The organism is Xanthobacter dioxanivorans (assembly GCF_016807805.1).
GTDB classification, from domain to species: Bacteria; Pseudomonadota; Alphaproteobacteria; order Rhizobiales; family Xanthobacteraceae; genus Xanthobacter; species Xanthobacter dioxanivorans.
Map to the genome: position 1 here is coordinate 3,008,278 of NZ_CP063362.1, position 25,456 is coordinate 3,033,733.

General features: G+C 65.8%; 29 protein-coding genes and 2 pseudogenes. 16 read left to right on the forward strand and 15 right to left on the reverse strand.

Annotated elements, in window-relative coordinates; all coding sequences use genetic code 11:
• Positions 1-215 precede the first annotated feature (215 nt).
• From EZH22_RS14055 to EZH22_RS14085, 6 genes are all read right to left on the reverse strand, one after another.
• A complete protein-coding gene (locus EZH22_RS14055) occupies positions 216-3,212 on the reverse strand; it encodes a hypothetical protein (protein ID WP_203192622.1) in 2,997 nt (998 codons plus the stop codon).
• Positions 3,213-3,230: 18 nt separating this feature from the next.
• A complete protein-coding gene (locus tag EZH22_RS14060) occupies positions 3,231-3,677 on the reverse strand; it encodes a hypothetical protein (RefSeq protein WP_203192623.1) in 447 nt (148 codons plus the stop codon).
• Positions 3,677-3,886, reverse strand: coding sequence for a hypothetical protein (locus EZH22_RS14065; protein ID WP_203196190.1), 210 nt, complete (start codon positions 3,884-3,886; stop codon positions 3,677-3,679). Before EZH22_RS14065 ends, EZH22_RS14060 begins: the two co-directional genes overlap by 1 nt.
• A complete protein-coding gene (locus EZH22_RS14070; protein WP_203196191.1) occupies positions 3,879-4,097 on the reverse strand; it encodes a hypothetical protein in 219 nt (72 codons plus the stop codon). The genes EZH22_RS14065 and EZH22_RS14070 overlap by 8 nt, the downstream gene beginning before the upstream one ends.
• 143 nt (positions 4,098-4,240) lie before the next feature.
• Positions 4,241-4,396 carry a hypothetical protein gene (locus tag EZH22_RS14075; protein ID WP_203196192.1) on the reverse strand — a complete coding sequence of 52 codons (156 nt, stop codon included), beginning with the start codon at positions 4,394-4,396 and terminating at the stop codon, positions 4,241-4,243.
• Positions 4,397-4,627: 231 nt separating this feature from the next.
• A complete protein-coding gene (locus EZH22_RS14085) occupies positions 4,628-5,722 on the reverse strand; it encodes a pentapeptide repeat-containing protein (RefSeq protein ID WP_203196194.1) in 1,095 nt (364 codons plus the stop codon).
• A gap of 150 nt (positions 5,723-5,872) precedes the next feature.
• Between EZH22_RS14085 and EZH22_RS14090 the strand changes: the two genes are divergently transcribed.
• Together EZH22_RS14090 and EZH22_RS14095 are read left to right on the forward strand one after the other, a co-directional pair.
• Positions 5,873-6,127, forward strand: a complete 255-nt coding sequence (locus EZH22_RS14090) for a hypothetical protein (protein ID WP_203196195.1) — start codon at positions 5,873-5,875, stop codon at positions 6,125-6,127.
• Between the two features lie 257 nt (positions 6,128-6,384).
• Entirely contained in the window at positions 6,385-7,038 is a 654-nt protein-coding gene (locus EZH22_RS14095; RefSeq protein ID WP_203196196.1) for a recombinase family protein, read from the forward strand.
• A gap of 429 nt (positions 7,039-7,467) precedes the next feature.
• Here EZH22_RS14095 and EZH22_RS14100 read toward each other — a convergent pair whose 3' ends face one another.
• The 7 genes from EZH22_RS14100 to EZH22_RS14130 form a co-directional block, all read right to left on the reverse strand.
• Positions 7,468-8,886, reverse strand: a complete 1,419-nt coding sequence (locus tag EZH22_RS14100) for an AAA family ATPase (RefSeq protein WP_203196197.1) — start codon at positions 8,884-8,886, stop codon at positions 7,468-7,470.
• Positions 8,861-9,481, reverse strand: a complete 621-nt coding sequence (locus EZH22_RS14105; protein ID WP_203196198.1) for a hypothetical protein — start codon at positions 9,479-9,481, stop codon at positions 8,861-8,863. Before EZH22_RS14105 ends, EZH22_RS14100 begins: the two co-directional genes overlap by 26 nt.
• Positions 9,478-9,780: a hypothetical protein gene (locus EZH22_RS14110; protein ID WP_203196199.1), complete on the reverse strand. Its 303-nt coding sequence runs from the start codon at positions 9,778-9,780 to the stop codon at positions 9,478-9,480. Before EZH22_RS14110 ends, EZH22_RS14105 begins: the two co-directional genes overlap by 4 nt.
• Positions 9,777-10,073: a hypothetical protein gene (locus EZH22_RS14115; protein WP_203196200.1), complete on the reverse strand. Its 297-nt coding sequence runs from the start codon at positions 10,071-10,073 to the stop codon at positions 9,777-9,779. The genes EZH22_RS14110 and EZH22_RS14115 overlap by 4 nt, the downstream gene beginning before the upstream one ends.
• 56 nt (positions 10,074-10,129) lie before the next feature.
• On the reverse strand, positions 10,130-10,339 hold the full coding sequence (locus EZH22_RS14120; RefSeq protein ID WP_203196201.1) for a helix-turn-helix transcriptional regulator: 210 nt from the start codon (positions 10,337-10,339) through the stop codon (positions 10,130-10,132).
• Between the two features lie 110 nt (positions 10,340-10,449).
• Positions 10,450-11,451 carry a hypothetical protein gene (locus EZH22_RS14125; protein WP_203196202.1) on the reverse strand — a complete coding sequence of 334 codons (1,002 nt, stop codon included), beginning with the start codon at positions 11,449-11,451 and terminating at the stop codon, positions 10,450-10,452.
• Between the two features lie 3 nt (positions 11,452-11,454).
• Positions 11,455-12,846, reverse strand: coding sequence for a site-specific integrase (locus EZH22_RS14130; RefSeq protein ID WP_203196203.1), 1,392 nt, complete (start codon positions 12,844-12,846; stop codon positions 11,455-11,457).
• Between the two features lie 304 nt (positions 12,847-13,150).
• Between EZH22_RS14130 and EZH22_RS33160 the strand changes: the two are divergent.
• A pseudogene (locus tag EZH22_RS33160) lies at positions 13,151-13,240 on the forward strand (DUF7146 domain-containing protein); the annotation flags it as partial.
• Positions 13,241-13,255: 15 nt separating this feature from the next.
• A pseudogene (locus tag EZH22_RS14135) lies at positions 13,256-13,498 on the forward strand (SLOG family protein); the annotation flags it as partial.
• A gap of 48 nt (positions 13,499-13,546) precedes the next feature.
• Here the strand turns inward: EZH22_RS14135 and EZH22_RS32395 are convergent.
• Positions 13,547-14,323: an IclR family transcriptional regulator gene (locus tag EZH22_RS32395; RefSeq protein WP_203196204.1), complete on the reverse strand. Its 777-nt coding sequence runs from the start codon at positions 14,321-14,323 to the stop codon at positions 13,547-13,549.
• Between the two features lie 281 nt (positions 14,324-14,604).
• Between EZH22_RS32395 and EZH22_RS14145 the strand changes: the two genes are divergently transcribed.
• The 8 genes from EZH22_RS14145 (at position 14,605) to EZH22_RS14180 (ending at position 21,138) form a co-directional block, all read left to right on the forward strand.
• The gene (locus EZH22_RS14145; protein ID WP_231711476.1) at positions 14,605-15,300 is read left to right on the forward strand and encodes a cyclase family protein; all 696 of its coding nucleotides are present in this window, start codon (positions 14,605-14,607) and stop codon (positions 15,298-15,300) included.
• 78 nt (positions 15,301-15,378) lie between these two features.
• A complete protein-coding gene (locus EZH22_RS14150) occupies positions 15,379-16,305 on the forward strand; it encodes a 3-hydroxyacyl-CoA dehydrogenase family protein (RefSeq protein ID WP_203196205.1) in 927 nt (308 codons plus the stop codon).
• Entirely contained in the window at positions 16,302-16,469 is a 168-nt protein-coding gene (locus EZH22_RS14155) for a 3-keto-5-aminohexanoate cleavage protein (protein ID WP_333473727.1), read from the forward strand. The genes EZH22_RS14150 and EZH22_RS14155 overlap by 4 nt, the downstream gene beginning before the upstream one ends.
• A gap of 51 nt (positions 16,470-16,520) precedes the next feature.
• The gene (locus EZH22_RS14160) at positions 16,521-17,660 is read left to right on the forward strand and encodes an ABC transporter substrate-binding protein (protein WP_203196207.1); all 1,140 of its coding nucleotides are present in this window, start codon (positions 16,521-16,523) and stop codon (positions 17,658-17,660) included.
• 31 nt (positions 17,661-17,691) lie between these two features.
• Positions 17,692-18,567 carry a branched-chain amino acid ABC transporter permease gene (locus EZH22_RS14165; protein WP_231711535.1) on the forward strand — a complete coding sequence of 292 codons (876 nt, stop codon included), beginning with the start codon at positions 17,692-17,694 and terminating at the stop codon, positions 18,565-18,567.
• A gap of 3 nt (positions 18,568-18,570) precedes the next feature.
• A complete protein-coding gene (locus EZH22_RS14170) occupies positions 18,571-19,617 on the forward strand; it encodes a branched-chain amino acid ABC transporter permease (RefSeq protein WP_203196209.1) in 1,047 nt (348 codons plus the stop codon).
• Positions 19,614-20,405, forward strand: a complete 792-nt coding sequence (locus EZH22_RS14175; RefSeq protein ID WP_203196538.1) for an ABC transporter ATP-binding protein — start codon at positions 19,614-19,616, stop codon at positions 20,403-20,405. Before EZH22_RS14170 ends, EZH22_RS14175 begins: the two co-directional genes overlap by 4 nt.
• Positions 20,371-21,138 carry an ABC transporter ATP-binding protein gene (locus EZH22_RS14180; protein ID WP_203196210.1) on the forward strand — a complete coding sequence of 256 codons (768 nt, stop codon included), beginning with the start codon at positions 20,371-20,373 and terminating at the stop codon, positions 21,136-21,138. Before EZH22_RS14175 ends, EZH22_RS14180 begins: the two co-directional genes overlap by 35 nt.
• A gap of 356 nt (positions 21,139-21,494) precedes the next feature.
• Here the strand turns inward: EZH22_RS14180 and EZH22_RS32890 are convergent, their stop codons facing one another.
• Entirely contained in the window at positions 21,495-21,755 is a 261-nt protein-coding gene (locus tag EZH22_RS32890) for an IS66 family transposase (RefSeq protein ID WP_203196211.1), read from the reverse strand.
• 185 nt (positions 21,756-21,940) lie between these two features.
• Between EZH22_RS32890 and EZH22_RS14190 the strand changes: the two genes are divergently transcribed.
• From EZH22_RS14190 to EZH22_RS14205, 4 genes are read left to right on the forward strand one after another with little or no spacing between them, the layout of a single operon-like run.
• On the forward strand, positions 21,941-23,083 hold the full coding sequence (locus EZH22_RS14190; protein ID WP_203196212.1) for an acyl-CoA dehydrogenase family protein: 1,143 nt from the start codon (positions 21,941-21,943) through the stop codon (positions 23,081-23,083).
• Entirely contained in the window at positions 23,080-23,892 is an 813-nt protein-coding gene (locus EZH22_RS14195; RefSeq protein WP_203196213.1) for an enoyl-CoA hydratase/isomerase family protein, read from the forward strand. The genes EZH22_RS14190 and EZH22_RS14195 overlap by 4 nt, the downstream gene beginning before the upstream one ends.
• A 1-nt stretch (position 23,893) precedes the next feature.
• Positions 23,894-25,045, forward strand: a complete 1,152-nt coding sequence (locus EZH22_RS14200; RefSeq protein WP_203196214.1) for a thiolase family protein — start codon at positions 23,894-23,896, stop codon at positions 25,043-25,045.
• Positions 25,046-25,456 carry a Zn-ribbon domain-containing OB-fold protein gene (locus EZH22_RS14205; protein ID WP_203196215.1) on the forward strand — a complete coding sequence of 137 codons (411 nt, stop codon included), beginning with the start codon at positions 25,046-25,048 and terminating at the stop codon, positions 25,454-25,456. It begins immediately after the preceding gene.

Below are 25,456 nucleotides of genomic sequence, written 5' to 3' on the forward strand. Positions count from 1 at the left end.
GACGAAGGTGGTGCCGGTCTTCTCGCGCAGGCCATCCAGATATTCCTGGACGCCCTGCATCCGAGCGGTGCCGGAGGAGACGGACTGGCCGAACAGGAGCCCCTCTTGCCAGGCGGCATCGAAGGCATCTGAGAACTCCAGCGGCAGATCCTCGGCGAGATGCTGCTGGGCATAGTCGAGGGATTCGTTCTGTCCCTTGGTGAAGATCCCAAAGCTCATCGACCACCTCCCGGCCAACTGGAGGGCTCTCGGCCGAAGTTCGACTGGGTCCAGGGGATGGCGGGCGACGAAGGCGGCATCCCCCACGCGCGGGTTGCAGGCGGCTGTTTGTCGTCGAGGCGAAGGACGAACGGGCGGCCGTCGTCGCCCGCGGCGTATTGTGGGGACTCGGCGTTGCGGTTGAGCCGGACGAAATAGCGCCCTGGGGCGAAGGATTCGAGCGTGGCACTGTCGCGCAGATATTGAGCGGTGACCGGCTTGCCCGACGTCGTGCGGGCGCCGGCGAGGTCGGTGTCGGTCAGGCCCAGCAGGATGTTGTCGAAGGCGGATTGGTCCATACCCCGCTTCGGCGCCAGGATGGTCGCACCGTTGTGGCGCACAGTGCCGCCGGTCACCTCCTCGACGGCGCGCTCCAGACGCTCCCGCTTCAATACGCCGGAGGCGTCGCCGGCGCCGGCGGACAGGTCGGCATAACGGGCACGCACGGCAGCCCGCATGATGGCGTAAGCCTCGCGCTCGTCGGTCCGGTGCCCAATCGAGAAGGCCGATGCCGGAAGCGTGGTGTCGAGAGCCTCGGTGAACGCCTGCGCCTCGGATTCCTTCTGCGGCACAAAGCGCGGCTCGGCGGCGAGGGCGTCCCGGCCGCGGACGATGCCGGCGGCGACATCCGGCGCATCCTTCGCCAGCCCGCCGGCGAACGCGAGCACCGCGCCTTTCGCCCCCGTCTCATGCAGCTTGCCGAACGTTGCCTCGCGCACGCCCGGCGGCAGGGTGGCCAGCGCACCGAGGATGCGGACCTTGCCGCTCGTGTCCGCCATGTCGAGCGCACCCGCGAGCGAGCGGAGATCCTCGCCCTCGAACGCCGGGACCGGCCGCCGGAGCTGATTGGTGACCAGCATCGCCGCCCGCGCGTGAGCCTGCATCGCGGCGGCCACCTGATCGTCCGAACCTTGCCAGGGAACAGGCGGAGGGGGCTTGATCCAGCCGGCGCGAACGCCGCGCAGGAGCGGCGTCTCCTGCTCCATGCGCTGGAGAGTGGCGAACCGCTCCTCGTCGTCGAGCAGCGCGGCGCGGGCCGCATGATTGCCACCTGCCGCGGCCTGCTCCAGGCTGTTCCGCAACACCTGCCGCGCATCCGGCGACAGGTCGAGCAGGGCGTCCGTGCGCTCGGCATCGGCGAGGAACTCGACCGCCTGGCGCTTCCGCTTCTCGTCCAGGAACGGGAAGATCCGCCCCGAGAGGAAGGCGACATCCTCGTCGCCGATGTGCCATTTGCCCACGGACTTCTTCGCGTCCGCCATCATGCCGTCGAACGTGGTGCCAGCCCACTGGCGCAGGCCCGCGATCTGCGAGGCGGGCAACCCGCCTGCCGCGATACCCTCCTGCTGGCCCTGAGCGGAGGCGGGAAGTGGGGACGAAGGCCGATCCGGACCGGAACCGACGATGTCGGCGCCCATGCGGCGCGCCCATTCCTGATCCGGTCCTTCAATGCCAAAGCGCTCGCCGCCGTGGGCCGCCACGCCGGGGCCGCCGTTGAACCGCACCGTCCCGCTCGCGTTGCCGGTGGCGAACTTCCCGACGTTCGATCCGGCGAGCGCCGCAGAGACCGCCCCGTCATAACGCGCGGCAATGTTCGGATCGGAGACGAATTGTGCCGTGCGCTGGTGCGTGACCGCCGGGAAATAGTCCCCGATCATGGTCTGCGCCAGCGTCTGCCCGCGCGCGGCAGCGCGGTTCATGATGGTCTCGATGAACGCCTGCTGCGCCGCTGGCCCCTGGCCCCCGACCTCGGCCTGGGTGAGCGCGGCAAGGCGCGCCTTCACCGCCGGGTCCTGAAGCTCCTGGCCGAAGCCCATGCGGGCCGTCGCGAGGGCCGGTACCTTCGGGACATCGCCGAGTGATCCCCGCTGCCATTCCGACGTGGGGATCGAGAACTGCCCGCGGCGGCCGCGGCCATATTCCATCGCATAGGTGATGCGGGCCGCACCGATGGTGTCGCCAAGGGAGAGCATCCTCTGGCGCAGAAGGTCGCCATCCGCTTCCAGGTCGACACCGTCCCGGAGCGCCGTGATGGTGGGCTCGGCGAGCGCGCGGATCTCGCGGATATCCTCCGTTGCCTCGGACTTGCGCGCGGCGACGTGCGCCTTCACCAGGTTGAACCGGCTCTGCCGCTCGGCCTCGTCCATCCGCAGGCTGGGATCGAAGATTGCCGTTTCCGCCTGCCGCAGGGCCTCGTGCGGCCCGACGTGGTCATAGGTGGCATCGACGGACGACAGCACGGCCGCGGCCCGGCCACGGTCTTCGAGGCGGCGCAGGCGGTCTTCTACGACCGCAGGCCCGTAGCCCCAGCGGGGGGTCTTCCCGAGCTCGCCGAGGATGGCCTTCGCGTTCTCCGCCTGGGCGAGATACTCGCCGCTCTCCACGCCGCCTCTGCGGGCCAGCGCCACGAGGTTGTCCGAGACCGTGTTCAGCTGAGTTTCCAGCGCCGTCTTGGCATTGGCCTGGTCGACCGCAAACCGTTTCTCGAACAGGTCCGTGAAATGGCCCATGCGCAGCTTGTCGAGCGCCGTGGAAACGGCCGGCCGCAAGACAGGGTCCTGCTTCGAGACAATCTCGCGATTATAGGCTTTGGCCGCGACATCGAAGCGAGCCGGCTCATCCTGATATTTTTGGCGAAGCTGGAGATAATCTTCCCCGGTTTTCGTCTGGAGGTCCGCGAAATACTTCGCCCGCGCACCGCGTTGCGCTGCTTGCCCCAGCACGCCGAGCGTCGCCATCTCCGTGATCTGCGGCTGGCCGTCCGGGCCGATGGTGACGGCCTCTGCCCCGCGGGCCTCGGCCTGCTCGATGGCGGCGGGCAGCACCGTGTCGGCGAGATTGTCCATCGCCCGGGCGAACATGGCGTACGGCGCGGCGATGTCGGCCGGGGAGATGCCGTTGCGCGGGCCTTCAGTAACCACCAGGCGATGGGGATACTCGGGAAGATCGACCACGGGAGCCTCCGTTCAGTGTCAGGACGAGCCGGAGGGCTTCATGCCGCCGTAGCCGATCTTCGCCATGCCGGTGACGGCATCGAGCCCGCCGCCGTAGAGCGCCATGTTCGCGGACGCGCGCCGGAAATCGGCCTCGTCCCGTTTCGCCGCCGCCTGCATGTCGAGCGAGCCGACGCGGATCTGCCGCTCGCGGTCGGCGATGCGGCGCTGCTCGTCCAGCACCGCCCCGGTGGTCGGGCTGTCGAGGCCGACATTCGAGGATGCGCGGATGGTCGACACCCGGCTCAGCGTGCGGTTCAGCTCCTCGCGCAGTTGCGTGTCGGTCTGCGCCGCCTGTGTCTTCGCCACCATGGCGTCACGCTCGGCCGCCGCGGCGGCATAGCCCTGCGCCTTCGATTCCCCGTATGCCTTGAAGCCGGCCGAGGCGCCGGTCAGGGCGGCGAGGGCGAGAGTTTCCGCGCCCATCACATGCCCTCCAGCGGTCGGCGAATGCTCGCGATGTCGGCAAGCGCGCGGTTCAGCTTTTCGACGAGCGTCTCATCCCTCCGCGGCGCCACCTGCGCTTCCGCAAAGCGGGGCAGGTTGCTCGGGCGGGCGAGATGGGACGGGAACGGAATGACGGGCGCCGTGCCGTCCACGGCGGGGATAGGTGTCTCGGAGAGCGGGTCACGCATGATGGATCCTCTCGGTGCCGGCGCTGCCAAGCCCCAGCGCGCGGGTGTCGTATTCGACCGCCGGCACCGAGAAGGATTTCGCAAATTCGGTTGCCGCGCCCCGGGTGGCAGCCCGGTTGTGAGGAGAGGCTAGGCGCCCCGGAATTTGCAGCAACGCACCGAGGATCAGACGGCCGAAACCGATGGCGCCTGCCACCCGGTGCCGTTCCATTCGATGGATTTTCCGAGATCGGTGTCGAAGTACCGAAAGCCCCGGTCGGTCGTGTTGTTCATGCCGGTCGGGCTCTCCGCCTGCCCCTGAAGTCGGGAGTGAGGCTAAGGCCCGCGCAATTCACGACAACGCACCCGTCAAGGTTAGGCGGGAGGCCAGTCAGCGGATGCTGATGACGACTGCGATCCGATCCAGCGCCGGGCCTTGTCGCCGAGCGCCTGGTTCTCGCTCTCCAGCGTCAGCACCTTCTCCGAATAGGTGAGCAGGAGCCCGCGCATCGCCGCCGGGTCGTTCAGCACGTGGATCGGGTCGGGCTACGCTACGCGCTGCTCCAATTCCTGCCAGCGGTCGACCACCCGCGCGGTGAACTCGGGGGAGAGTTGGGCCACGACGATGAGGCAGGATCGCTTGTCGAGCTGATAGACCTCGATCGTGCGCGGTCCGGGACCAGGATGGGGACTTCCTGCAATGCAGACAGTGTATGATACCATTGTCCGCGAGACGCCCGCCCGTTCACACTTAGACTGCAGTCATTGCTCCCCATTGGAGCAGAGCGGGATTATCGCCGCCTTGCCGCGGAACGCGGCGCTGGCATATCCGTCAAACAGCGGAAAATCCTTCGCATTCTTCTCCGCCGAAAAATCGGTCCGCCCGTAGCAGGCCATTGCGAGCTGTGACGGCAAGATGTCCGTGTCGCGGAAATCGGCGCGCGATACGTTGGCTCCGTGAAACTGCGCGCCCTTAAGGGTCGCCTTGCGGAAATCCGCGCCGCTTAGGCAGGCCCAGTCGAACCGCACGTTCCTGAGTTTGGTGTCGATGAAATGCAAAGTGTATTTGCGGCGAAGATCCGGGTATTTGGGCTCGGAAGCCGTGTTGCGATCGCGTAGATCTAGGCCCTTCGCCTCCACATCTGCGCTCCATCCATCGATGTCGTAGTCACAGCCCGCAACGCCCATCATGGTGCTGTTGGAGAGATCCATCCCCGTCAAATCGGCGGCGACGAGCGACGAGCCGGACAGGTTCATCCAACGCAGCCCAGTGCCCCGCGTGACCTTCTCTCCCCAATGATCGAGCCGGACCCCCGCTAGGCACTTTCGTTCGAGGAGGAGGCTGAGCGCGCCATCATTCGCCTCAATCCGGTTCGCAAGCAGGGTTAGGGCCAGCGTGGTGCGGCTGTTGTCGAAGTCCGGCTTTTCACATTGCGGGTCCTTCGCGTGCGGAATGGTGCGGATCACATCCCGGTAGGCCGCATCGTGAAAACCCTGGGGCGATATCCTCGCAAGTCGGTCGAGGAAGATGAGGCGTGCATCGCCTTCGAGCTTGCCCGCATTAATATAGGCGGTGATATCGTCGCTCTGCTTCTTCAGCTCGCCTTCCAGGACGGTGATGTTGTGCCCTACGATGGCCGCCACGAAGGTGAACACGAAACCCGAGCCGATGACGATCTGCGCGATGGTCTGTCGCAGCTTGTTCCGGGCGTCGTCGTAGGCAAGCGCCTGCGTGATATCCGCAAATTCCCGGTGCGGATACTTCTTGCGGGGAAGAACAGCAATGGAAAACGCGGCGAGGCCGGCATAGAGCACGATGAAGATCGCGATGCCGATCCACAAGGACGTCATGCCCATTGCCAGCCCCCGACGGCAATCCCAATCCCGCTGCAACCTGCCGAGGCTGCGCCAAGCCACGGCGTGTCAGCGCAATGTATACGTGTGCACCCTATACACGAAATGCTAAAACGCGAAAATTATGCCCTCAAGGTGTGCCTATTCCCGGTGATGGACGGCGATCCCGCTCCATTTCTGCGCCGCGACAGGGAAAATGCTGGCGGCTCGGGGCGTCGCTGGGGAAATGGGGTTACCCGCAAACTGTGGCTGCTGGTTCACCTCGATCTGAGGCCCGCGGCGCGGCCGCGGGCGGGGATGGAGCATATCGTTGCCGTGTGCCGCGGACTGAAAAACAATGAGGCTGCCGCGGTTGCGCAGATCGCGCCGACCTTTCCCGGAAGGAACTTCGAGCCAGAAAAAATTTGACCCCGGATCGTTTTCGGCTCCGTTGCGTGGGCGATGTAGGAGCCCGACGGCGGCCGTCGGTTTTTGCCCCCCACCCCCTCCCGCGCGTTCTCACGTGCGAAGGCCCCGGGTGTGGGGGCACGTCGACCTTCCCCCGCGAACGAGGTGCCGCAGACGACGCTCCGGATCGCCGCAAACCATTGGAGTGACGTGCAATTTCCTCTTGACGAGCTGCCCCGCAGGCCCGAGCGTAACAGGCAAACGTTGGAGTGCCTGTTATGCGCGCCGCCATCAGTTACCTTCGAGTCTCCACCTCAAGGCAGGGGAAGTCGGGTCTCGGGTTGGAAGCCCAGCGCGAAGCCATTGCCCGCTTTGCCGCGACCGAGGGCTTTGAGATCCAGGGCGAGCGCATCGAAATCGAGACCGGAAAGGGCAGTGATGCTCTTGATCGTCGGCCCGAGCTGGCGGCAGCGCTGGCCTCGGCCAGGCGGCGCAAATGCCCGGTGATCGTCGCGAAGTTGGATCGCTTGAGCCGCGACGTGGCGTTCATCGCGGGGCTCATGTCGCAGCGCGTGCCCTTCATCGTCGCCGAGCTGGGGGCAGATGCAGACCCGTTTACGTTGCACATTTTTGCGGCTTTCGCGGAGAAAGAACGGCGTCTTATCTCAGCCCGTACCCGTAGCGCGTTGGCCGCCGCGAAGGCCCGCGGTCAGCAACTGGGCCGGTTCGGCGCCGAGCATCTCGCGCCGCGGTTCAGGGCCGAGGCAGAGGAACGAGCCCAACTTCTCGCGCCGGTGTTCGCCGAACTCGACGGCATGACCGCGCGTGCTGCCGCCGAAGAGCTGAACCGCCGCGGCATCAGCACGCCCGCCGGCGGCACGTGGTTCCCGATGCAGGTCCAGCGCGTCCGCAAGCGCCTGGCCGCCGGCTGAACAGCACGGCGCGGCTCCTGTGCGCCGGCCAGCAAGGCGGTCCGTCCGATCCTCCTCCCACCGCTCTGCCAGTCCCGAGCACGGCCCTGCGGCGCGCCCGGTGGATGGTGCATGCGCACGACGGGCACGCTGCGTGGTGGCCGGTAGCCTATTGGGTGGCGTTCACGCCGCGACCTCCATGCTGCTGGGGATTTTTCCGCGGCGGTTGGTGGGCAAAGCTACCTCGCCCTCCAACTCGATTAATCCCCCTCCTTCATCGGGGTTCGCTCGCAATCCACACGGGCATATTGGACATTGCGGTGCACCGAGCCGTGATCCGTCGGCTTCCAGCATTCTGGAACGGGAGGGATGTCGGTCGGCGATGGAAGTGCGCTCGCAACCCGCCAGATGGGCGCAGCGCCCCTCTCCAGAGGGGCGGCGCAGCGCCCTCTAAGGGCTCGGGGGGTATGGGGGGTTGGAAGGAAGGGGATTGGAAGGGATTGGAAGGCCCGCAAAGGGGATTGGAAGCCAAAAAACCGGGGGATTGGAACATCGCTCGATGGGGGATTGGAACCGATCGGAAGCGAGAATGGGGGGATTGGAAGGGATTGGAAGGTCATTTCCGAGGCAAAGGGGCCACCAGAACGACGTGCTTACGGCGCTTCGACGGGGGCCCGTCTCCTCCACCCGGATCTGCCCTTTGGCATAGAGGCGGTTCATTGCAGCCTCCAGAACCCGCTTTGAGAGGCCTTCGGCACGAGGATCCTTGGCGAACATCGTCGGGGCGTACTGGGGCCCGGCCGGTGTCGGTGGCCGGCCCTCCGCAGTGAGGGCAGTCATCATCTTGAGGAAGACATCCTCCGCGTAGTCCGCTGCCGCCTGGGCGCCATATGCGGCCGTCCCCTGCGTGGGCACGGGCACGAAGACCCCGCGCTCCCAGCGAACCCGCAACTCGAGGCCTTTCTGTGCATAGTTCGCCTTCATAGTGGCGAGCCGGCGCACGTCCGGGTCGCCCTCGGTGCCATCCTCGTCTTTGATCCGCTCGAAATAGAGCCGGCTTCGCACGGAGTTCCCCCAGCCAAGAGATCCGGAGTCGCCGGTGCCGCGGGCTAGTCCACTGGCAGATGGATGATCGAGTAGCAGAGTAGTGTAGCTAAGCCGGATTGAAGGCGAACGCAGCATTCCAATGAATTGGCGGGCATGACCGCGCTTCAACTCGTCGCCGCCGAAGAGGTCCGCCTTGGTGTCGAGAATTGAGAGTGACGGCCGAACATCTTCCACCCGCTTCATGAGGGCGTGGAAACGCTGCGTCGGCTCCAGGTTGCCGGCCCTGTTCGGCACCGCCAACAGGGCATCCTCACACTCGGCTAGCGGGATGATCTGAAGCCCGGCCCCAACGAGGTGCCTAAAACTCAAGCCGAGATCGTCCACGATGGCGGCAAATCGCCGGTGGAGCTCATCGAGATCATCTTCGGCGGCGACGTATATGACCGGTCCATTCTCCACCGGCATGCCGAGCCATGGGCGTCCCAACACCGTGCAGACCGCAAGCTGCATGGCCAAGGTGGACTTCCCGGTTCCGCCATCGCCGGAGAGAATCGTGACAGTCTTCCGCGGGATATAGTTCTCGACATGCCACTCGCGCTCCGGCACCTCGACGCCATCGAAGACCGAGGCGTCGAGCATCGGTGCCAGCCGCGCAATATCGTCCGCCGTCAGCTCACCGCTATTGTCGGAATGTCGTGCATCAATGGGTGTGGCTTCAGATCGAGAATCTGCTGCCAGATCCGCGCGGTCTCGCGCGCTGCTGCGCCGCCGGCCACGTCGCTCCAGGTCGTCCGCCTCATCGAGCGACAGGTCGTGGGTCACGCTGCCCCCGGATTGACGCCGACGGCACGCGGATCCGGCGGGTTGGGAAAGCGCGCCCCATCATGCGGTGCAGGGCCCGGGCGTGATCCAGATCTTCTGCCAGCAGATTGCCCAGCGCCCCCGCCAGCCGACCCCCGCCGCGCCTTTCATCGAGCACGACGACACCTTGGCAGCCGGCCCGAAGCCACGTCAGGGGTGTGCGATGGACCAGCAGCGGTCGGTCGCCGAGATATCTCGACGGGTTCTCGATCTGGTCAGCACCGAGCAGCACGCCGCAGCCTTCCAAGGTGCCGAAGATCGTCGGATCGGCCACGTCGAACGCGACAAGATCTGCCACAACGATCTCGCCATCCTCGATCGCCAGCACCTCGAAGAACGCGGCGTCGGCACCGTCAGGATCTAACCGGAAACGGCGCGGCGGTGGCGTGAAGCGGCAAGGCACGACGCCGATTGTCCCCGCGAACGGCTCGATCTCACGGGGATCCAGACCATTGGCACGAAGGAAGCCGAACCAAGCGGGCGTCGTTTCCCAATGGGCGAGCGCATCGGTGCGCGCCAGAGTGATCGAAAGCGAGGCGGAGATGGGCGCCGTCATGCCCGGCCTCCCTTGGTTCGCCAGGCGGCGCAAAGCCGATCAAACTCGCTGAGGAACAACGAGCCGACGAGATTCTGGTATCGTTCGGAGAGTTCCGGGTCATCCACGCCGCTGGCTCGGAGAAGTGTGGCCGCGCCGCTGCGTACGCCGCGCAAGGCACGCTCGCCGAGCTCTCGATCGGGGAGTGCTGCAACCTGGCCGTCGGGACGAAGGCAGAGGCCAAGAAGCCACAAGGCGGAATCGCGGGCGAAGCGATGGGCCGTGTCGATCTGCCGATCCAATTGCGGGGCCGCGGTCATGGCGCGCCTCCCGCCGTCCGATCGATGACGAGCCACCCAGCGCGCTGATATTGGAGGGCGAGCCACTGCAGGTCGCGAAGCGAGAAGGAATCGGCCACGACCGCGGTCTCGCCGAATTCATTGGTCGCTTCGAGCCAGTACAGGCGGCGCCCGCGGGTGCTGGGGTCGGGGCCGGCGACGACGCCGCTATCCAGCACCACGCGAGGCCGGATCGGCCGGCGCGGCGGCGCGGTGCGTTGAAACACGGCGAGGGAGGAAGGAAACTCCGAGACATCACTAATCGCAGTGGTCAATCTCGGAGCCCGACGCCCTTTCCCCAGGGGCGTCGGGTTCGCTGTTTTCGGCATCGTCAGGCGGCCCGGCCGGCGTCCGAAGTGGACGAACGCTTGTTCTGCTCCATCCACGCGTCGAGATCCGCGATATCGTAGAGCACCCTGCGCCCGATCTGGATGTAGCGAGGCCCGCCGCCGAAAACGCGCCGCTTGTTCAGCGTCGATTCCGCCAGCCCTGTGTATTGGGCCGCACCCTTCGTATCAACGCGTCGAAGTCCCAGTGCCATCTCATCGCCTCCGTCATGTCCGCCAAGGGCAGATCAGCTGTGAGGAGACGATGGGAGAAAATGCAGTCTGGAACTAGTGACACAAATACCCCGCTTTCGGGCCCATTGTGTCACCCATTCTTCAGGGGAGCCCTTGCCCGGATGCGGGCCCGTCGTTCACTCTCCGGATCCACACGCTCGACCCCGATGGGCTCGCAGCATGCGTCGAGAAATTCGGCGAACCCGCCCTTGGGCTTTCTGCCCCCGTGAGCAAGAAGGAACACTTTCTCGAAGTCCGCCTGAAGAGAACTCTTAAGCGCACGCTTAGCCCCCCGCCTATCCTTATTGGGCGGAATATTCTGGAGGACCCCCTCGTTCTGTGTCTGAAAGGCGTTGAGAGCAGCACCAAGCTCGTCTATGGAAAAGTATCCAGGCTTTTGCAGCCTCGATATTATTTCAACCTGCGGCCGGCCATAAGGAATGCTTATTCGTAAATTATTAGGCAACAAATGCAGAACCCTTCTCGCCTCAACGGAGACTGAACGGATCGCGGTCTGTAAATTCGACACCGCATCTCGGAGATTTTCCAGTTCCTCCTGGGGGCTTGGCTTTGAAGCGCCTGGACGTTCAAGCGTCGTTTTCACCAAATACTTTCGGGCCAAAAAAACGATGCAATCCGCCGAATCGGCACGCACTTCTGGCGGAACGAAGGAAGTAATTGTCTTCATTTCCGGAATCGAGTATGGCAGCGGAAATCGAACGTAAAAATGTTTGCCACCCAGAAGATCAAGCATTAAGCGCGGAGGTAGTTCCGTGAATTTCTTGCCATCTAGCGGATCCACCCCATCGTGACGGCTTTTTTCCTCATCCCGAGGCCACGGGGGCAACGGCGCTGAACCGTCAAAGTTGATCTGTTGCGCCGTTACTTCGAGAGGATCTTCGGCATGCTCGATAACGGCCGCAGAGTCGCTGCCCGCTGGGATGCCTTCGACAATATCCTCATCGTCAGGCTGGTCGGTCTCACAAGCCTCGCAGAAGGATGGTTCCTCGTCTGCAGGATCGCTGTCGACGGCGCCAACAAGCCGGTTGCGCTCCCACGAGGGCATTTGCCTTGGCAGCTTTCTTTTCGTCACCGGTTAGGTCCTCCCGGTCTTGGCTGGGAGCTTCCCTGCGGGTTCACCCATCGCCGCGGCAATCGCCCGCCCAATCTGGTCCGATGCTCGCCGAAGGGGATCTGCGTCGAGGTGCGCATAGCGCTGGGTGGTGGATGCCTGTGTGTGACCGAGGAGCTTGCCGATCACGGGCAGGCCCAAGCCGGCGCCGGCGCCGATCGAAGCATGGGTGTGGCGGAGGTCGTGCAGGCGGACGGTCGGCCGCTCCCGCAGCTTCGGCTTGCCCTTGGCGTCGACCTCGGGTTTTCCCTGCACCATCAGAACTGGCGTCATCTCGAAGAAGCCGGCACGGCGCGAAACGAGCGCCCACGGGCGCTGCAGATCCGCCCGCGGCTTTTCCTCGTCGGTGCCGGCGGAAGCGCCAGCGATGACGAAGGCGCCGGCGCGGGGTAGTTCGGCGAGCAGTGACATCGCCGGCCCGTTCAGGACGATGGTCTTCTTTCCCGTCTTGCTGTCCGGCAAGAAGAGCAGGCCTCGTTCCAGGTCCACGTGATCCCATCGGAGGTGCAGAATTTCACGCAGGCGGGCGCCGGTGAGCAGGAGAAGCCGGAGCGCCGCGGCAGCGTAGGGGTCGATGCGCGTCCTGCGGTTTTCGGCCTTTGGAGCATGCTTCGATTTCTTCGCCGGGTCGGGCTCCCACGGAATGCCGACCGTCTCCGCCTCGCGGATCGCATCCCCCAGGCGGGCGAGCTCTTCGCTGCTGAGATAACGCTCGCGGCCTTGCTCCGTGTATTTTTCGATCCCGACGGAGGGATTCACACCCTTCGCGACGAACCCGCGGGACGCAGCAAATGAGTACATGCTGCCGACCACGGCCAGCATCCGGTTTGCCTGGAAGCGGGTAGGGCGCATCTTGATGTGGAGCTTTGCCAGATCGGCGGAAGTGAGGCTTTCAGCTTTCCGACCACCAAACTCGGGCAGGACGTGGCGGTTCAGAATGTCTCGATACAGCACAGTCGTGCTCGGCTTCCGCTTCGCCTCCATGTGCTCGAGGAGGAACGTCTCGGCGACCTCCCTGACGGAAATCGCTTGGCGCTCTGCTGCACGGGCAGCTGCTGGGTCGGCTCCGTTGGTCACAGCCCCCAGGGTCTTTTTGGCCAGCGCGCGTGCTTCTTCGGGTGTCAGCGTGCCGTGGCGGCCGAGCGTCATCTGGCGAAGCTGCCCAGTTCGCCCGCCACCTGTCCGATATCGCGCAATGTAAGTCTTCGCCCCGGCTGGTGTGACGCGAAGGCCGAAGCCCTTCACTTCGCTGTCCCACAGCGTGTACCGATCCGCTCCAGGCTCCGCAGCGTCAACGGCTCGCTTGGTGAGCTTCGCTACCCGCTCAGGAGGCCTATTCGATCCAATCCGGGTCATCACGGGTCATCACCGGGTCATCACCAAAACGAAAAGTCCGGGGCAGACCGTACAAGAGCAGGAACTAGATATCTAGTGATAGCAGTGGGTTGTTGACAGACTGGGATAGGTGGGGATATCCAAGGAAACACGGTTGAACCGACTACGAATCTGGGGGTCGGGAGTTCGAATCTTCCCCGGCGCGCCATGCACTTTAGGTCGGTTTCGGGACCCTTGGTTACCGCCCTTTGTTCCAACGTTCCGGCCAGCGATGCGCGGCTTGGCGACGCGGCTGGTCTGCTCGATCGCTCTACAATTGTAGCGCATGGTGTGTGAGGCGTATCTGCGGAACCGCGGCATCACGGCTTTGCACGAAACCGGAAGCCTGCGCTTCCGTCCTCGCTGCTTCTATCTCCCGGTTGCGCACGAACCCAAGGGCGCGGAGAAGATCGCCGCCTGCTGGGCCGATGCCCGCGAGGTACCGCGGGTGGCCTTCAAGCCGGACTGGACACGGCACGCCAAGGCCGCCCGCTTCAAGCACAACGATCAGACGTTCTCGGTGATGCCCGTCGGGGTCATCATCTTCCCCGGCAGGGGCATCCAGGACAATTTCGCCGACAAGGCCCGCAAACTCGGCATTCCGGTCTACCAGATCGGGTCGGGCGGTGCATGAGCGCCGCTGGGCCGCCGATTATTGTTCAGATATTCGCATCCACGATAATCACTCCACGCGGAAATTTTTGTTGCCGGCGCCCAACTCTTCGATGATCTGGGTCTTGTGCGCCTGCAGATGATGGATCGCATCGTCTCGCACGAGTTGGAAGCGTGAGGTGGGAACGGGAATGGAGATCGAATAGATCCCGCCCGCGGCATCGCGAAAGCCGACGCCGACGGCGCTGATCCCGACGGTGTGCTCCTCGTGATTGAAGCCGAGGCCGGAGCGCCGCACCTCGGCGATTTCCGCGAGCACGGCGTTGAGCCGCTTGGTGCCCGGGAGCTCCTTGCGCACGAGGGTCCGCGCCCGTTCGGGTTCGAGCAGGGCGAGGCAACATTTGCCGTTAGCCGTGTTGGTCAGCGGAAAAATGTCCCCGACCGCCGAGACCGCCCGCAGCCGGTGCGTTCCCGTCACCTGGTCGAGGAACAGCACCTCGCTCCCGCGCAGTACGGAGAAGTCCACCGTCTCGCCTGTCGCCTGGGAGAGCGCGACGATGTGGGGGCGCACCAGTTCCACGATGTCGAGCTTTCCGGAGCGGGAGAGCGCGTGGATCTCCGGCCCGAGGCGATAGCCGCCCTCCGGACCGGCGGAAATCACGAGATCTTCCTCCAGAAGCGCGTTGACGATCCGCTGCACGGTCGAGCGCGGGAGACCCACCCGGCCTGCGATCTGCGCGAGGCTGAGCCCCGAACGTAGGTTCTTCAGCGACCGCAGGATGGCCGCCGCCCGAGCAATCACCTGGATCCCACCCCCTTCGCGGATGGCCGCTCCATCCTTCGACATCGCCCGCTCCGTGGATGTGTATCGCATTACAGTACACATGTATCATTCCATTTGACCACCCCCTTTGCGCGCCATATCCCGGAAGCAACGAAAAAGATCCGCCCTCGCCGAGGGTAAGACGCTGGGAGGCGTTGAATGACTGTCACGATCCGTGGCATCGAGTTTCAGTCGAATCTCCATAACGACATGGGCCTCAAATTCTATAATCTTTCACACCGATTTGGTTTTCAGTCTCCGAACTGCCGTATTTCCAGGATGTGCAGATCGAGCGCATCCATTACATGGCAAAATCGGGTGTCCTGACCCAGCGCATCACCACCACGATGCACAACACGACCCACATCGATGCGCCGGCTCATGTGGTGGAAGGCACGCCTTTCATTGATGAAGTTCCGTTGCCGCATTTCTTCGGCACCGGGATCGTCGTCTCGATCCCGAAGAAGAAGTGGGAGCCCATCACCTACGAGGACCTTGAAAAGGCCGCCGGGGCGCATGTGCGCCCGGGTGACGTGGTCATCGTCAACACCGGATGGCACAAGCTCTACGACGACAATGCGGAGTATTTCTGCTACGCGCCCGGCTTTGTCGCCTCGGCCGGCGACTGGTTCGTCGAGAAGCGGGTGAAGGTGGTCGGCCACGATACCCAGGCCAACGACCATCCGCTGGCGACCGCCATCGGCCCCCACCGCAACGGCCCCCTGCATCCCCACCTCGCCGAGGAATACAAGGCATGGTCCGGCGGCCGGGACTGGAAGGAGGACCACCCCGAGTGGGAGCCGGTCCACCGCAAGCTCTTCACCAACGGCATTCTCGGCATCGAGAACGTCGGCGGCGACCTCGATGCCGTCACCGGAAAGCGCGTGACCTTCGCCTTCTTCCCCTGGAACTGGGATCGGGGCGACGGCTGCATCATCCGCCTCGTCGCCATCGAGGATCCCCAGCAGGCCTACCGCATCGAGGCGGGCACGCCCCTCTGAGACCGCACCCGACCTGACCTGTTCCGGCATCCAGCCGGGACGGGTCGCACCCTGCGGCGGACGCAGGAGGAGAAGGGCATGACCGCACAGCCACTCACAACCATTGTCGGCGCCGGCCTCATGGGCCATGGCATCGCGCAGGTGTTCGCGGAACGGGGGCACGAGGTCCGGGTGTTCGACCCGATGCCCGAGGCGCTGGCGTCCCTGCGCTCGCGCATCGGTGCCAACCTCTCCGCGCTCGGCCAGGACCCCGCCGCCGCGCAGCGGGTTCTGCCTTGCCACAAGCTCGCGGACGCCGTGGCAGGCGCAGGCCTCGTCATCGAGGCGGCGACCGAGAACCTCGACGCCAAGCGCGCCCTGTTCGCCGAAATCGAGGCCGGTGCACCGGCCCATGCAATTCTCGCCACCAACACCTCCGTCATCCCCATCGGCAGCATCATGGCCGACCTTTCCCGGCCGGAGCGGGCGCTCGGCACCCATTGGTGGAACCCGCCATATCTGGTTCCGCTGGTCGAGGTGATCGGGACGGACCGCACGACGCCGGACGTCGTCACGCGCACCATGGACATCCTTGCAGCAGCGGGAAAGCAGCCGGTCCATGTGCGTCGGGACGTGGCGGGCTTCGTCGGGAACCGGCTGCAGCACGCGCTGTGGCGCGAGGCCATCTCCCTCGTGGAAGAGGGCGTCTGCGATGCCGAGACGGTGGATACGGTGGTCAAGGCCAGCTTTGGGTTGCGCCTGGCGGTGCTGGGGCCGCTGGAGAATGCGGACCTCGTGGGCACCGACCTGACCCTCGCCATCCACGAGACCATATTGCCCGCCCTCAGCCGCCATGCCGCTCCCTCGGCCTATCTGCGCGATCTCGTCGCGCGGGGCCGGCTCGGCATGAAGTCGGGAGAAGGGTTCCGCCATTGGCCGCCGCAGGCCGCCGATCAGGTGCGCGCCGGGCTCGTGCACCACCTGAAGGACGCGGTGCGCAAGTCCGGCCAGGGAGAAGGTGCGTGAAGACCGGCGCGGCCATCCTCCGCCTGCATGCCCGAAATGCGCGGGACGGTCGCCCGACGCCCGATCCCAAGGTCTTCATGCCGTTCCGGACGGAGATCAAGCCGGGGACCGATGCTCGCGACCCCAAGCGACGCACGGTCGATGCTCGCCCTCAAGGGAGGTGACCGCGTCGGTTTCTGAAGTGTCGAACAAACATAAAATCTGGGAGGAAGAACATGACGCAATCCGTGTCGCGCCGGGCGCTCCTGGCGGTGCCAGCGCTCGTCCTCGCTCTTGCAGGAACGGTCGCCGTCGTCGAGGCGGCGGAACCCATCCGCATTGGCGTCATCCTGTCGACCACCGGGCCCGGCGCAGGCGCCGGCATCCCGCAGCGCAACGGGCTGCAATTGGCCGTGAAGCTCGCCAATGAGAAAGGCGGCATCGACGGCCGTCAGATCCAGCTCATCATGGAGGACGATGGGTCGAGCCCGGATGTCGCGGTCACCAAGGCGAACAACCTGATCTTCTCCCAGAAGGTGCAGGCCATCGTCGGCCCGACGCTCACGGCCTCCACCCTTGCGGTCGGGGGTGTCGCCGATCCGGCCAAGATCCCCGTCATGGCCTTCACCGGCCTCGGCGTGCCACTGGAGAAGACGCGGCGCTGCGTGTTCCACATGCTGCCGTCGCAGGACCTCAACGCCCGCGCCCTGCTCGAGGTCGCGACCAAGGCGCTGGGCGCGAAGAAGCTCGGCGTCCTGCATGATTCCGCCTACGGCAACATCGTGATGACGAAGATCCGGGAGGTGAGCCCCGACTATCCGGTGGAGATCGTGGCGGTGGAGAAATGGGAAGTGGGCGCCACCGACGCCACGACCCAGGCCGCCAAGGTGAAGGCCGCAGCTCCCGACGCCGTCGCCGTCATCGGCAATTCGGCGACGCCGTTCCGCAATGCCCGGCAGATCCGCCTTACCGCGCCGCTCCTGTCGGCCCTCGGCACCGCCACCTATGAGTATGTGAAGGCCATGGGCGACGCGGCCGACAATATCGTCTTCGCCGAGTTCCTGGTGGCGGAGGACCCCCTCCCTGGCCAGGCCGCGTTCGTCGAGGCCTTCCGCAAGGAATACGGGGTGTTGCCCAAGACCATGGAAGCCAGCGCCTGGGACGCCTTCAATGCGGTGGCGGCCGGCCTCGCCAAGCTCGGGGCCGACACCCAGCCCGGAGCGTTGTGCGAGGCGATCCGCGGCCCCTTCGAGGGCGCCATGGCCCGGTTCGACTTCTCGCAGGAGGACCTGACGGGCCTGACGCTGAAGAGCTACGTCTTCTCGAAGCTCGACAAGGGCAAGTTCGTCCGCCTGCCGTTCAAGGCCGGCTCCTGAACCCAGATACGGGGGACGTCCCTTGGCCTTGATGCTCTTCACTCAGGCACTGCTCGCCGGTGTCACCAACGGCTTCGTCTATGCCCTCGTCGGGCTCGGCATCGCCGTCATCTTCAAGGGCAGCCATGTCATCAACGCCATGCAGGGCGAGCTCGCCGTGGTCGGCGCAGCCACGGCCGTGTTTGCTGCTGCCATATGGGGCCTTCCGCTCTGGCTGGCCGTCGTGGCCGGCGCGCTCACGGGGATGGCCATCGCCATCCTCGTGGAGCTCGGCCCGATCCGCGCCCTGTTCGCCCGGCGGGCGCGGGAGGAATCCTTCCTCCTGCTCACGGTGGGCCTGGGCTTCACCTTCTCGGCCGGGGTGCTCTACCTGTTCGGCCGGGAGGAGCACCTGCTGCCGCCGCTCGGGGACGAGGTGTACGAGGTGTTCGGCGCCATCATCCGGGAGCATGCCCTCTGGGTGATCGGCATCTCCGCCGCGCTGATCCTGGCGCTGCGCCTGTTCTATCGGCACACCCACCTGGGGCTCTCCATGATGGCGGCCTCCATCGACCCTGATGGCGCCGCCACCACCGGCATCAATGTCCGCGCCATGCGCACCGCCACCTTCGCCCTGGGCGGCCTGCTGGCGGCGCTGGCGGGCCTCCTCGTCGCGCCGCTCATCGGCGTCGGCTACCAGATGGGGCCGCTGCTGACGTTGAAGGGGTTTGCGGCGGCCATCCTCGGTGGCCTCTCCAATCCGCTCGGGGCGCTGGTGGGCGGCCTCGTCATCGGCATCCTGGAGGCGATGTCCATCGTCTTCGTCTCGTCCGGGATGAAGGATGCGGTCGCCCTCACCTTGCTCATCGTCATCATGATCTTCGTTCCGGACGGAATCCTCGGCCGCGCCGGCCGCAAGGGAGGCTGAGTCATGCTGCCGAACAAGACCTCTCTGGCCCCGCCCGGCATTGCCGGCGAGCTGTCTGCGCAACGGCTGCGGACCACCCGCTCGTCGGCGGCTGCCTTGTCTGTCCTCGCGCTCGCCGCCGGTGTGTTCCTCATCCTGCCAATGGTGCTGGAGCGCCACGTCGTAGACCTCCTGGTGTTCTGCGGGCTCTATGCCATCGCCGGCGCCGGCGTCGGCTTCCTTCTCGGGCAGGGCGGGATCGTCAATCTCGGCCAGGCGGCATTCTATGGCATCGGCGGCTACGCCCGCGCCTATTGCTCGGCGCGGCTGGGCTGGCCGGCGCCGGCGGGGATCGCCATCGGCATCGTGCTTTCACTGGCCATCGCCGCGCTCATCGGCCGGCCGATCCTGCGGCTTTCGGGCTATTTCCTGGCGCTCGCCACTCTCGCGCTCGGCATCATCTGCACCAACATCTATTTCGAGGCAGACTTCATCACCGGCGGCACGCTCGGCGTGCCAGGCGTGCCGAAGCTGGCGGTGGGGGGATTCATCTTCGATACGCCGGAAAAATTCTACTATCTGGTCTGGCCCATCGCCTTCGCCACCATCCTCGCCATGCACAATCTGATGGGCAGCCGCATCGGCCTCGCCCTGCAGGCCATGCGCGACGCCCCGGATGCGGCCATGGTGATGGCCATCGACAATGCCCGGCTGAAACTCTGGATCTTCATGCTGTCGAGCGGGCTCGGCGCGCTGTCGGGCAGCCTGTTCGCCCATTATGTGGGGTTCGTGAACGTGGACAGCTTCGGCGTGGACAAGTCGATCCTGTTCCTGCTCGTCCCGGTCATCGGCGGCGCCTCGGTTCCGGCCGGCGTGATTGTGGGGGCGCTGTTCATCGGCCTCGTGCCGGAACTGCTCAGCACGCTGGGCGACATCCACCGCGTCCTCTTCGGGCTCGCGCTTGTCGCTTCCGTGGTGTTCTTCCCGGATGGCCTGTGGGGCCTCGGCCGTGACCTGACCGGGCTGGTGAGGCGCAGGTCCGGCGCCACTCGCGGGGAGACCACGCCATGAACCTTGCCTCCCGCGTCGCCGCCAGCGCGCCCGATGCTCCGTTGCTGGAGCTGAAGACCATCGCCCACCGCTTCGGCGGCTTCCAGGTGCTTCACGACGTGAGCTTCGCTGTTCCGGCCGTGGGCATTACGGGACTGATGGGTCCCAACGGCTCCGGCAAGACGACCTTGTTCAACATCATCTCGGGCTTTCTCATGCCCATGTCGGGCGCGGTGCTGTTCGATGGCCGGAACATCCGCGCCGAGAGCGTGCGCCGGCGGAGCCTCGACGGCCTGGTACGCACCTTCCAGACGCCGAAGGTGTTCGAGCGCCTGACCGTCGCGGAGAACGTGATGGTGGGCGCCTTCAAGGCGGGCCGCTCGGGCTTCTTCGCCGGCCTTGCCGGCCTCCCCGCGGCGCGTCGCGAGATGACGGAGATGCGCGCGCGGGCCTACGAGACCGCTCAACGTTTCGATCTTGGCGCCGTCTTCGACCGTCCCTCGCCGCTCCTGACCGCCGGCCAGCGCCGTCTGCTGGAGCTGGCGCGGGCCTATCAGGGCCGGCCGCGGCTCTTGATGCTGGACGAACCGTCCTCGGGCCTGACCACCACCGAGATCGAGGTGCTCATCACCAAGCTGAAGCTCCTGGCGGAGGAAGGCATCGCCATCCTGCTCGTCTCGCACGACATGGAGTTGATGGGGGTGGCGCAAGCCATCCACGTGCTCAACTTCGGGCGGATCATCGCCTCCGGCACCATGGCGGAGGTCCAGGAGGATGCGGCCGTGCGCGAGGCCTATCTGGGGGTGTGAGATGTTGAGCGTGAAAGGCCTTTGCGCCGGCTACGGCGCGCTGACGATCCTCAAGGGCATCGATATCAGCATCGGCACGGGCGAAGTGGTCGGGCTGGTGGGTGCCAACGGCGCCGGCAAGACCACGCTGGTGCGCACGCTGGCCGGTCTCCTGCCCGCGCGGGACGGCGAGATCCGACTCGGCGGCGAGGACATCACCCGCATCCCGCCGCATCAGCGCAGCGGGTTCGGCCTAGCCGTGGTGCTCGAGAACCGGAACCTCTTCGGCGAACTCACGGTGCGGGAAAATCTGGCCCTGGCCGAGCGGGCTGGGCGGGGGCGCCGGCATGTGTTCACCTTGGAGCGGATCGTCGATCTCTTCCCGGCGGTGGGCGAAAAGCTGAGCGTACGATGCGACCTGCTCAGCGGTGGCCAGCAACAGCAGGTCGCCATCGGCCGCGCGCTTCTCCTCCAGCCGGACATCATGTTGATGGACGAGCCCTCCACCGGCCTTGCCCCAAAAGTGGTGAAGGACATCCTGGATGTTCTCGGCCGGCTGCGCGCGGATGGCATGAGCATCATTCTGGTGGAGCAGAACATCGCCATCGCGTCGAGTGCAACCAGCCGGGCCTATGTGATGGCGACCGGGCGGATCGCTCACGAGGTTATCGAGGGCGACTGGCCTCGCTTCATGGCCGATGAGATGCTGGTGAGCGCCTATCTCGGCCATCATCAGGGGGCCGCCCATCCGTGAGGCGTATGGTCCGGCCATGCCGTCAACTCCGCATGCCTGCAACCGCGTTCGCTTTGCCGCGGTGATTGCGGCCCACGGCCTGACCCGCAAGGGGGCTGTCAGCGGATGGTTCTCCGCTTCCAGCAGGAGCAGGACCCCATTTCCTGCCGCAGTGTGCGGGACTTTGCCCTCGTCAAGAGCCGGATGACCGTCAACGGCCGCGGGCCGGGTCCAACAGAGCGGAGCAGGCGCCACAGGCGCTGTCCTCATCGGATTGGCCGCCGGCCTGTTTCGGTTCGGCCCCGGCCACTTCCTGTTCCTGATCACTCGCGCTCTCCGGGCAAGGACGGTCGTCGTTGCCGCGTTCGTGGTGCCGGTCATGGTCTGCGGCTACTGCGCGGCCTGCCGTTGATCTCGCACTCGATCTCGAAGATGGCATCGATCACCTTCACGGTTGCCGCCGCCATGGGGGCTCGGTTGGGATCTGCGAGTTCGAGGAACTTGCGCCTCGCATGAGCCCCACACCCCACTTCGAGGTTCAGACCGGGTTTCCGGCTCGGGTCGTGGAGCCGGACGTGGCCGACCCTCGGGTACTGCCTCCGGCAAGCCCAAGGCAAGGCTCTGGCGTCGGACTGCATCGAGCCACCTCTTGCCTTCCCGCACAACGGTTTGTTGACACGGCCGCCCAAGTGGGCATATCAATATTCAAGTGACAGAATATTATTCAATTAGAAGAATTATGCGGCTTGACGATCTCGGCCGGGCGCCATCATCAGAGCGAAAGGCGGGGGCGGAATCATACCGCTGAGGAGGAAAGAGCCTGATGGATTTTGCGTTTTCCACGCAGCACGAAATGGTGCGCGAGACCGTTTCGCGCTTCGCCGCCGAGCAACTTGCGCCGCTGGTCGCGGGCGCCGAGGAGCACGAGACCTTTCCACCCGACCTGTTCCACCGGTGGGCCGAGCTCGGCCTGCTCGGCGTGCGCTATCCCGAGGCGGACGGCGGCGCCGGCTTCGACAAGATTTCCGACTGCATCGTCCGGGAAGAGACGAGCCGGGTGTGCCAAGCGTTCGCCTCGTCCTGGTCGGCGCACACCCATCTGGCGCTCTGGCCCATCTGGCGTGCGGGGACAGCCGAGCAGAAAGCACGCTATTTCGTGCCAGGTCTCGCCGGGGAGAAGATTGGTGGCTTTGGCCTTTCCGAGCCCGACGGCGGCTCCGACGTGCGCAGCATGAAGACGCGCGCCGAGAAGGTGGAGGGTGGCTGGCGCCTCAACGGCGCGAAGCTCTACATCACCAACGCACCCATCGCCGACTTCCTCGTGGTCGCTGCCCGAACCAAGCCTGAACCTACGGCGGATGCCATCAGCCTGTTCATCGTTGATCTGCCCAATCCGGGCTTCGACATCCACAAGCTGAAGAAGGATGGCATCCGGGCCTCCGAGACCGGCCTCATTCACATCTCTGATGCCTTCGTTCCCGACGAGGCTCTGCTGGGCGACAGCGTCGGCTCATACGGCATCGTCCTGGAATCCCTCTCGGAAAACCGGGTGGGGGTGGCCGCCAACTGTCTCGGCATGGCGCGCGGTGCCTTCGATGCGGCCCTCTCCTTTGCCCAGACCCGTATTGTGCGCGGCAAACCGATCCTGGCCCACCAGGCGATCGCCCACAAGCTGGCGGACATGGCCGCCGACATCGATGCGGCCAAGTGGATGGTCTATTACGGCGCCTGGCGCGTCGATCAAGGCACCATCGACGCCGCGACCGCTTCCAAGGTGAAGCTCATCGCCAGCGAGGCCGCCGTGCGCGTCACCGAGGCTGCCGTCCGCATCCTCGGCGGCGCTGGCATCATGCAGGAATATCCCGTCGCCCGCTTCCATCGCGACGCACTCGTCTATGTCATCGGCGAAGGCACGTCAGAGATCCAAAGGAACATCATCTCGCGGACCTTCGGGGGCCGGTCGTGACCGCCTTCACCACTCTGCAATTCGCCGTGGAGAATGACATCGCGCGCCTCGTCCTCCATCGGCCGGAGCAGCGCAACGCTCTCGATCTCGACATGCGCCGGGAGATCGAGGAGGTCCTCAGGATGCTCCGCGACGAGCCTGGCGCCAAGGCGCTGGTCATCGCCGGCTCGGGCGGCGCCTTCTGCGCCGGCGGCGACCTGAAGTCGCTGTCCTCCGAGCGGCGGCCCGCGCACGTCAATCGCGAGCGCATCCGCCGTCTCCACGTCTGGTTCGACGAACTGCTCGACTTGGAGATGCCCGTCATCGCAGTGGTGGATGGGCCGGCCTTCGGCGCCGGTTTCAATCTCGCCCTCGCCGCCGATTTCATCCTCGCCACCCCGCGGGCGCAATTCTGCGCGGTCTTCGTGCGCATCGGCCTGGTGCCGGACCTCGGCGGGCTTCAGCTTCTGCCGCGCATGGTGGGCCTGCAGCGGGCGAAGGAGTTGATCTTTTCCGGGCGGGGGGTCGGTGCCGAGGAGGCAAAGGCGCTGGGCCTCGTCCACGAGATCTTGCCGGAGGGGGATGCGCTCGCGGCCGGCATCGCCTTCGCCGAACGGTTTCGCCACGCGCCGACGCAGGCAATCGGCATGGCCAAGACCGTGCTGAACCAGGCATTCAACCTCGACCGGCACGCCCTCGCCGAGCTGGAGGCTTGTGCCCAGGCGGTGGCCCTGGAGACGCCTTACCATCACGCGGCCGTAGCCGACTTCCTTGCGCGGGCGCCACTCGGATTCGTGTGGGAAAAATTCGCCCCGACGAAGGGGAAATAGCATGGTGAAAGCGGTCATCACCGGCGCGGCCGACACCGCCGTTGGGCGGCTCGAAGGCTCGACCTCCCTCGGCCTGCAGGCGGAGGCCGCCTGCGCTGCGGTGGCCGATGCTGGTCTCTCTCTGGGCGACATCGATGGCGTGCTCTGCGCCTACTCCTTCACGGCGCCGCACCTGATGCTGTCCTCGGTCGTGAGCGAGTTCCTCGGCATCGCACCGTCCTATTCGGTTGCGGTGCAGGCGGGGGGCGCCACCGCCTGCGCCCAGGTGATGCAGGCGGCGGCGCTGGTGGAGGCCGGTCTGTGCCGGCACGTCTTGTGTGTGTGTGGCGACAACCGGCTGACGGGCATGAGCCGTGACCAGGCGGTGGCTGCGCTCTCGGAGGTCGGCCATGCCGAGTTCGAGCGACCCTACGGCATCGGCGTGCCGCCTGCCTACGCGCTCGTGGCGCAGCGCTATATGCACGAGCACGGCGTGACACGCGAGCATCTCGCTGGCGTTGCCGTCGCTCACCGTATCAATGCCATGCGCCACCCAAAGGCGCAGATGCGCACACCCATCAGCCTCGACGACGTGGCCAATTCGAAGGTCATTGCCAGCCCCCTGCGGCTGCTGGACTGCTGCCTCATTTCTGACGGCGCCGCCGCCGTGGTGGTGAGCGCGGCCGACGCAGCCCGCGACACGGCGAAAGGCGGCGTCGCCATCCTCGGCACGGGGCAGATGAATACCCACGAGCACATCGTGGCCGCCCCCTCCCTCACGGATTTCGGCTGCAAGCAGTCCGCGGCCCAGGCCTTCGCCCGCGCCGGCGTGCGGCCGTCCGAGATCGACGTGGCGGAGATCTACGACAGCTTCACCATCACCTTGCTGGCGGAGCTGGAGTGTATCGGCTTCTTCGGGCGCGGCGAGGCCGGCCCCGCGATTCTTGCAGGCGCCATGGACATTGGCGGCGCGCTGCCCTGCAACACCCACGGGGGCTTGCTCTCCTACGCCCACTCGGGCGCTGCGGGTGGCATGTTCCACGTGGTGGAGGCGGTGCGGCAGCTCCGCGCGGAAGCCGAAGCGCGGCAGGTCGCGGACGCCGAGCTTGCCTTCGTGCATGGCGACGGCGGCATCCTGTCCGCCCACTGTTCCCTCGTCCTGGGGAGGTCCTGAGTGTCCAGCGCGAAGCCTCTGCCCAAGCCCAATGCCGTGACCCGCCATTTCTGGGCGGCCTGCGCCGAGGGACGCATGGAGTTCCAGCACTGCCCCCGATGTGGCCACGACCAGTTCCCGCCCCGGATCTCCTGCACGCGCTGCCATGTGGGCGGTCTGGAATGGCGGCCGGCGTCCGGGCGGGGAACGGTGTTCTCGTTCACCATCGTGCATCGCGCACCCACCGACGCCTTCAAGGCAGACGTTCCCTATGCGCTCGCCATCATCGAGCTGGAGGAGGGGGTGCGGGCAATGATGAACGTGCGGGCCGCCGACCTCTCCGCCGTGGCCATCGGTGCCCCGGTGGACATTGTGTTCGAGCCGACCGAGGGCGGCTTTCCGCCTTTGCCCCAAGCCCGGCTGCGGGATTAA

Bases quoted from the DNA above. Each gene is read 5' to 3' on its own strand.
- EZH22_RS14160 (WP_203196207.1), top strand. From the start codon at position 16,521: ATGACGCAATCCGTGTCGCGCCGGGCGCTCCTGGCGGTGCCAGCGCTC.
- EZH22_RS32395 (WP_203196204.1), bottom strand. From the start codon at position 14,323: ATGTCGAAGGATGGAGCGGCCATCCGCGAAGGGGGTGGGATCCAGGTG.
- EZH22_RS14200 (WP_203196214.1), top strand. From the start codon at position 23,894: ATGGTGAAAGCGGTCATCACCGGCGCGGCCGACACCGCCGTTGGGCGG.
- EZH22_RS14150 (WP_203196205.1), top strand. From the start codon at position 15,379: ATGACCGCACAGCCACTCACAACCATTGTCGGCGCCGGCCTCATGGGC.
- EZH22_RS14105 (WP_203196198.1), bottom strand. From the start codon at position 9,481: ATGACGGCGCCCATCTCCGCCTCGCTTTCGATCACTCTGGCGCGCACC.
- EZH22_RS14120 (WP_203196201.1), bottom strand. From the start codon at position 10,339: ATGGCACTGGGACTTCGACGCGTTGATACGAAGGGTGCGGCCCAATAC.
- EZH22_RS14170 (WP_203196209.1), top strand. From the start codon at position 18,571: ATGCTGCCGAACAAGACCTCTCTGGCCCCGCCCGGCATTGCCGGCGAG.
- EZH22_RS14095 (WP_203196196.1), top strand. From the start codon at position 6,385: ATGCGCGCCGCCATCAGTTACCTTCGAGTCTCCACCTCAAGGCAGGGG.
- EZH22_RS14070 (WP_203196191.1), bottom strand. From the start codon at position 4,097: ATGGAACGGCACCGGGTGGCAGGCGCCATCGGTTTCGGCCGTCTGATC.
- EZH22_RS14175 (WP_203196538.1), top strand. From the start codon at position 19,614: ATGAACCTTGCCTCCCGCGTCGCCGCCAGCGCGCCCGATGCTCCGTTG.
- EZH22_RS14090 (WP_203196195.1), top strand. From the start codon at position 5,873: ATGGACGGCGATCCCGCTCCATTTCTGCGCCGCGACAGGGAAAATGCT.
- EZH22_RS14085 (WP_203196194.1), bottom strand. From the start codon at position 5,722: ATGGGCATGACGTCCTTGTGGATCGGCATCGCGATCTTCATCGTGCTC.
- EZH22_RS32890 (WP_203196211.1), bottom strand. From the start codon at position 21,755: ATGCAGTCCGACGCCAGAGCCTTGCCTTGGGCTTGCCGGAGGCAGTAC.
- EZH22_RS14060 (WP_203192623.1), bottom strand. From the start codon at position 3,677: ATGGGCGCGGAAACTCTCGCCCTCGCCGCCCTGACCGGCGCCTCGGCC.
- EZH22_RS14190 (WP_203196212.1), top strand. From the start codon at position 21,941: ATGGATTTTGCGTTTTCCACGCAGCACGAAATGGTGCGCGAGACCGTT.
- EZH22_RS14145 (WP_231711476.1), top strand. From the start codon at position 14,605: ATGGCAAAATCGGGTGTCCTGACCCAGCGCATCACCACCACGATGCAC.
- EZH22_RS14065 (WP_203196190.1), bottom strand. From the start codon at position 3,886: ATGCGTGACCCGCTCTCCGAGACACCTATCCCCGCCGTGGACGGCACG.
- EZH22_RS14110 (WP_203196199.1), bottom strand. From the start codon at position 9,780: ATGACCGCGGCCCCGCAATTGGATCGGCAGATCGACACGGCCCATCGC.
- EZH22_RS14180 (WP_203196210.1), top strand. From the start codon at position 20,371: ATGCGGCCGTGCGCGAGGCCTATCTGGGGGTGTGAGATGTTGAGCGTG.
- EZH22_RS14130 (WP_203196203.1), bottom strand. From the start codon at position 12,846: ATGACCCGGATTGGATCGAATAGGCCTCCTGAGCGGGTAGCGAAGCTC.
- EZH22_RS14165 (WP_231711535.1), top strand. From the start codon at position 17,692: ATGCTCTTCACTCAGGCACTGCTCGCCGGTGTCACCAACGGCTTCGTC.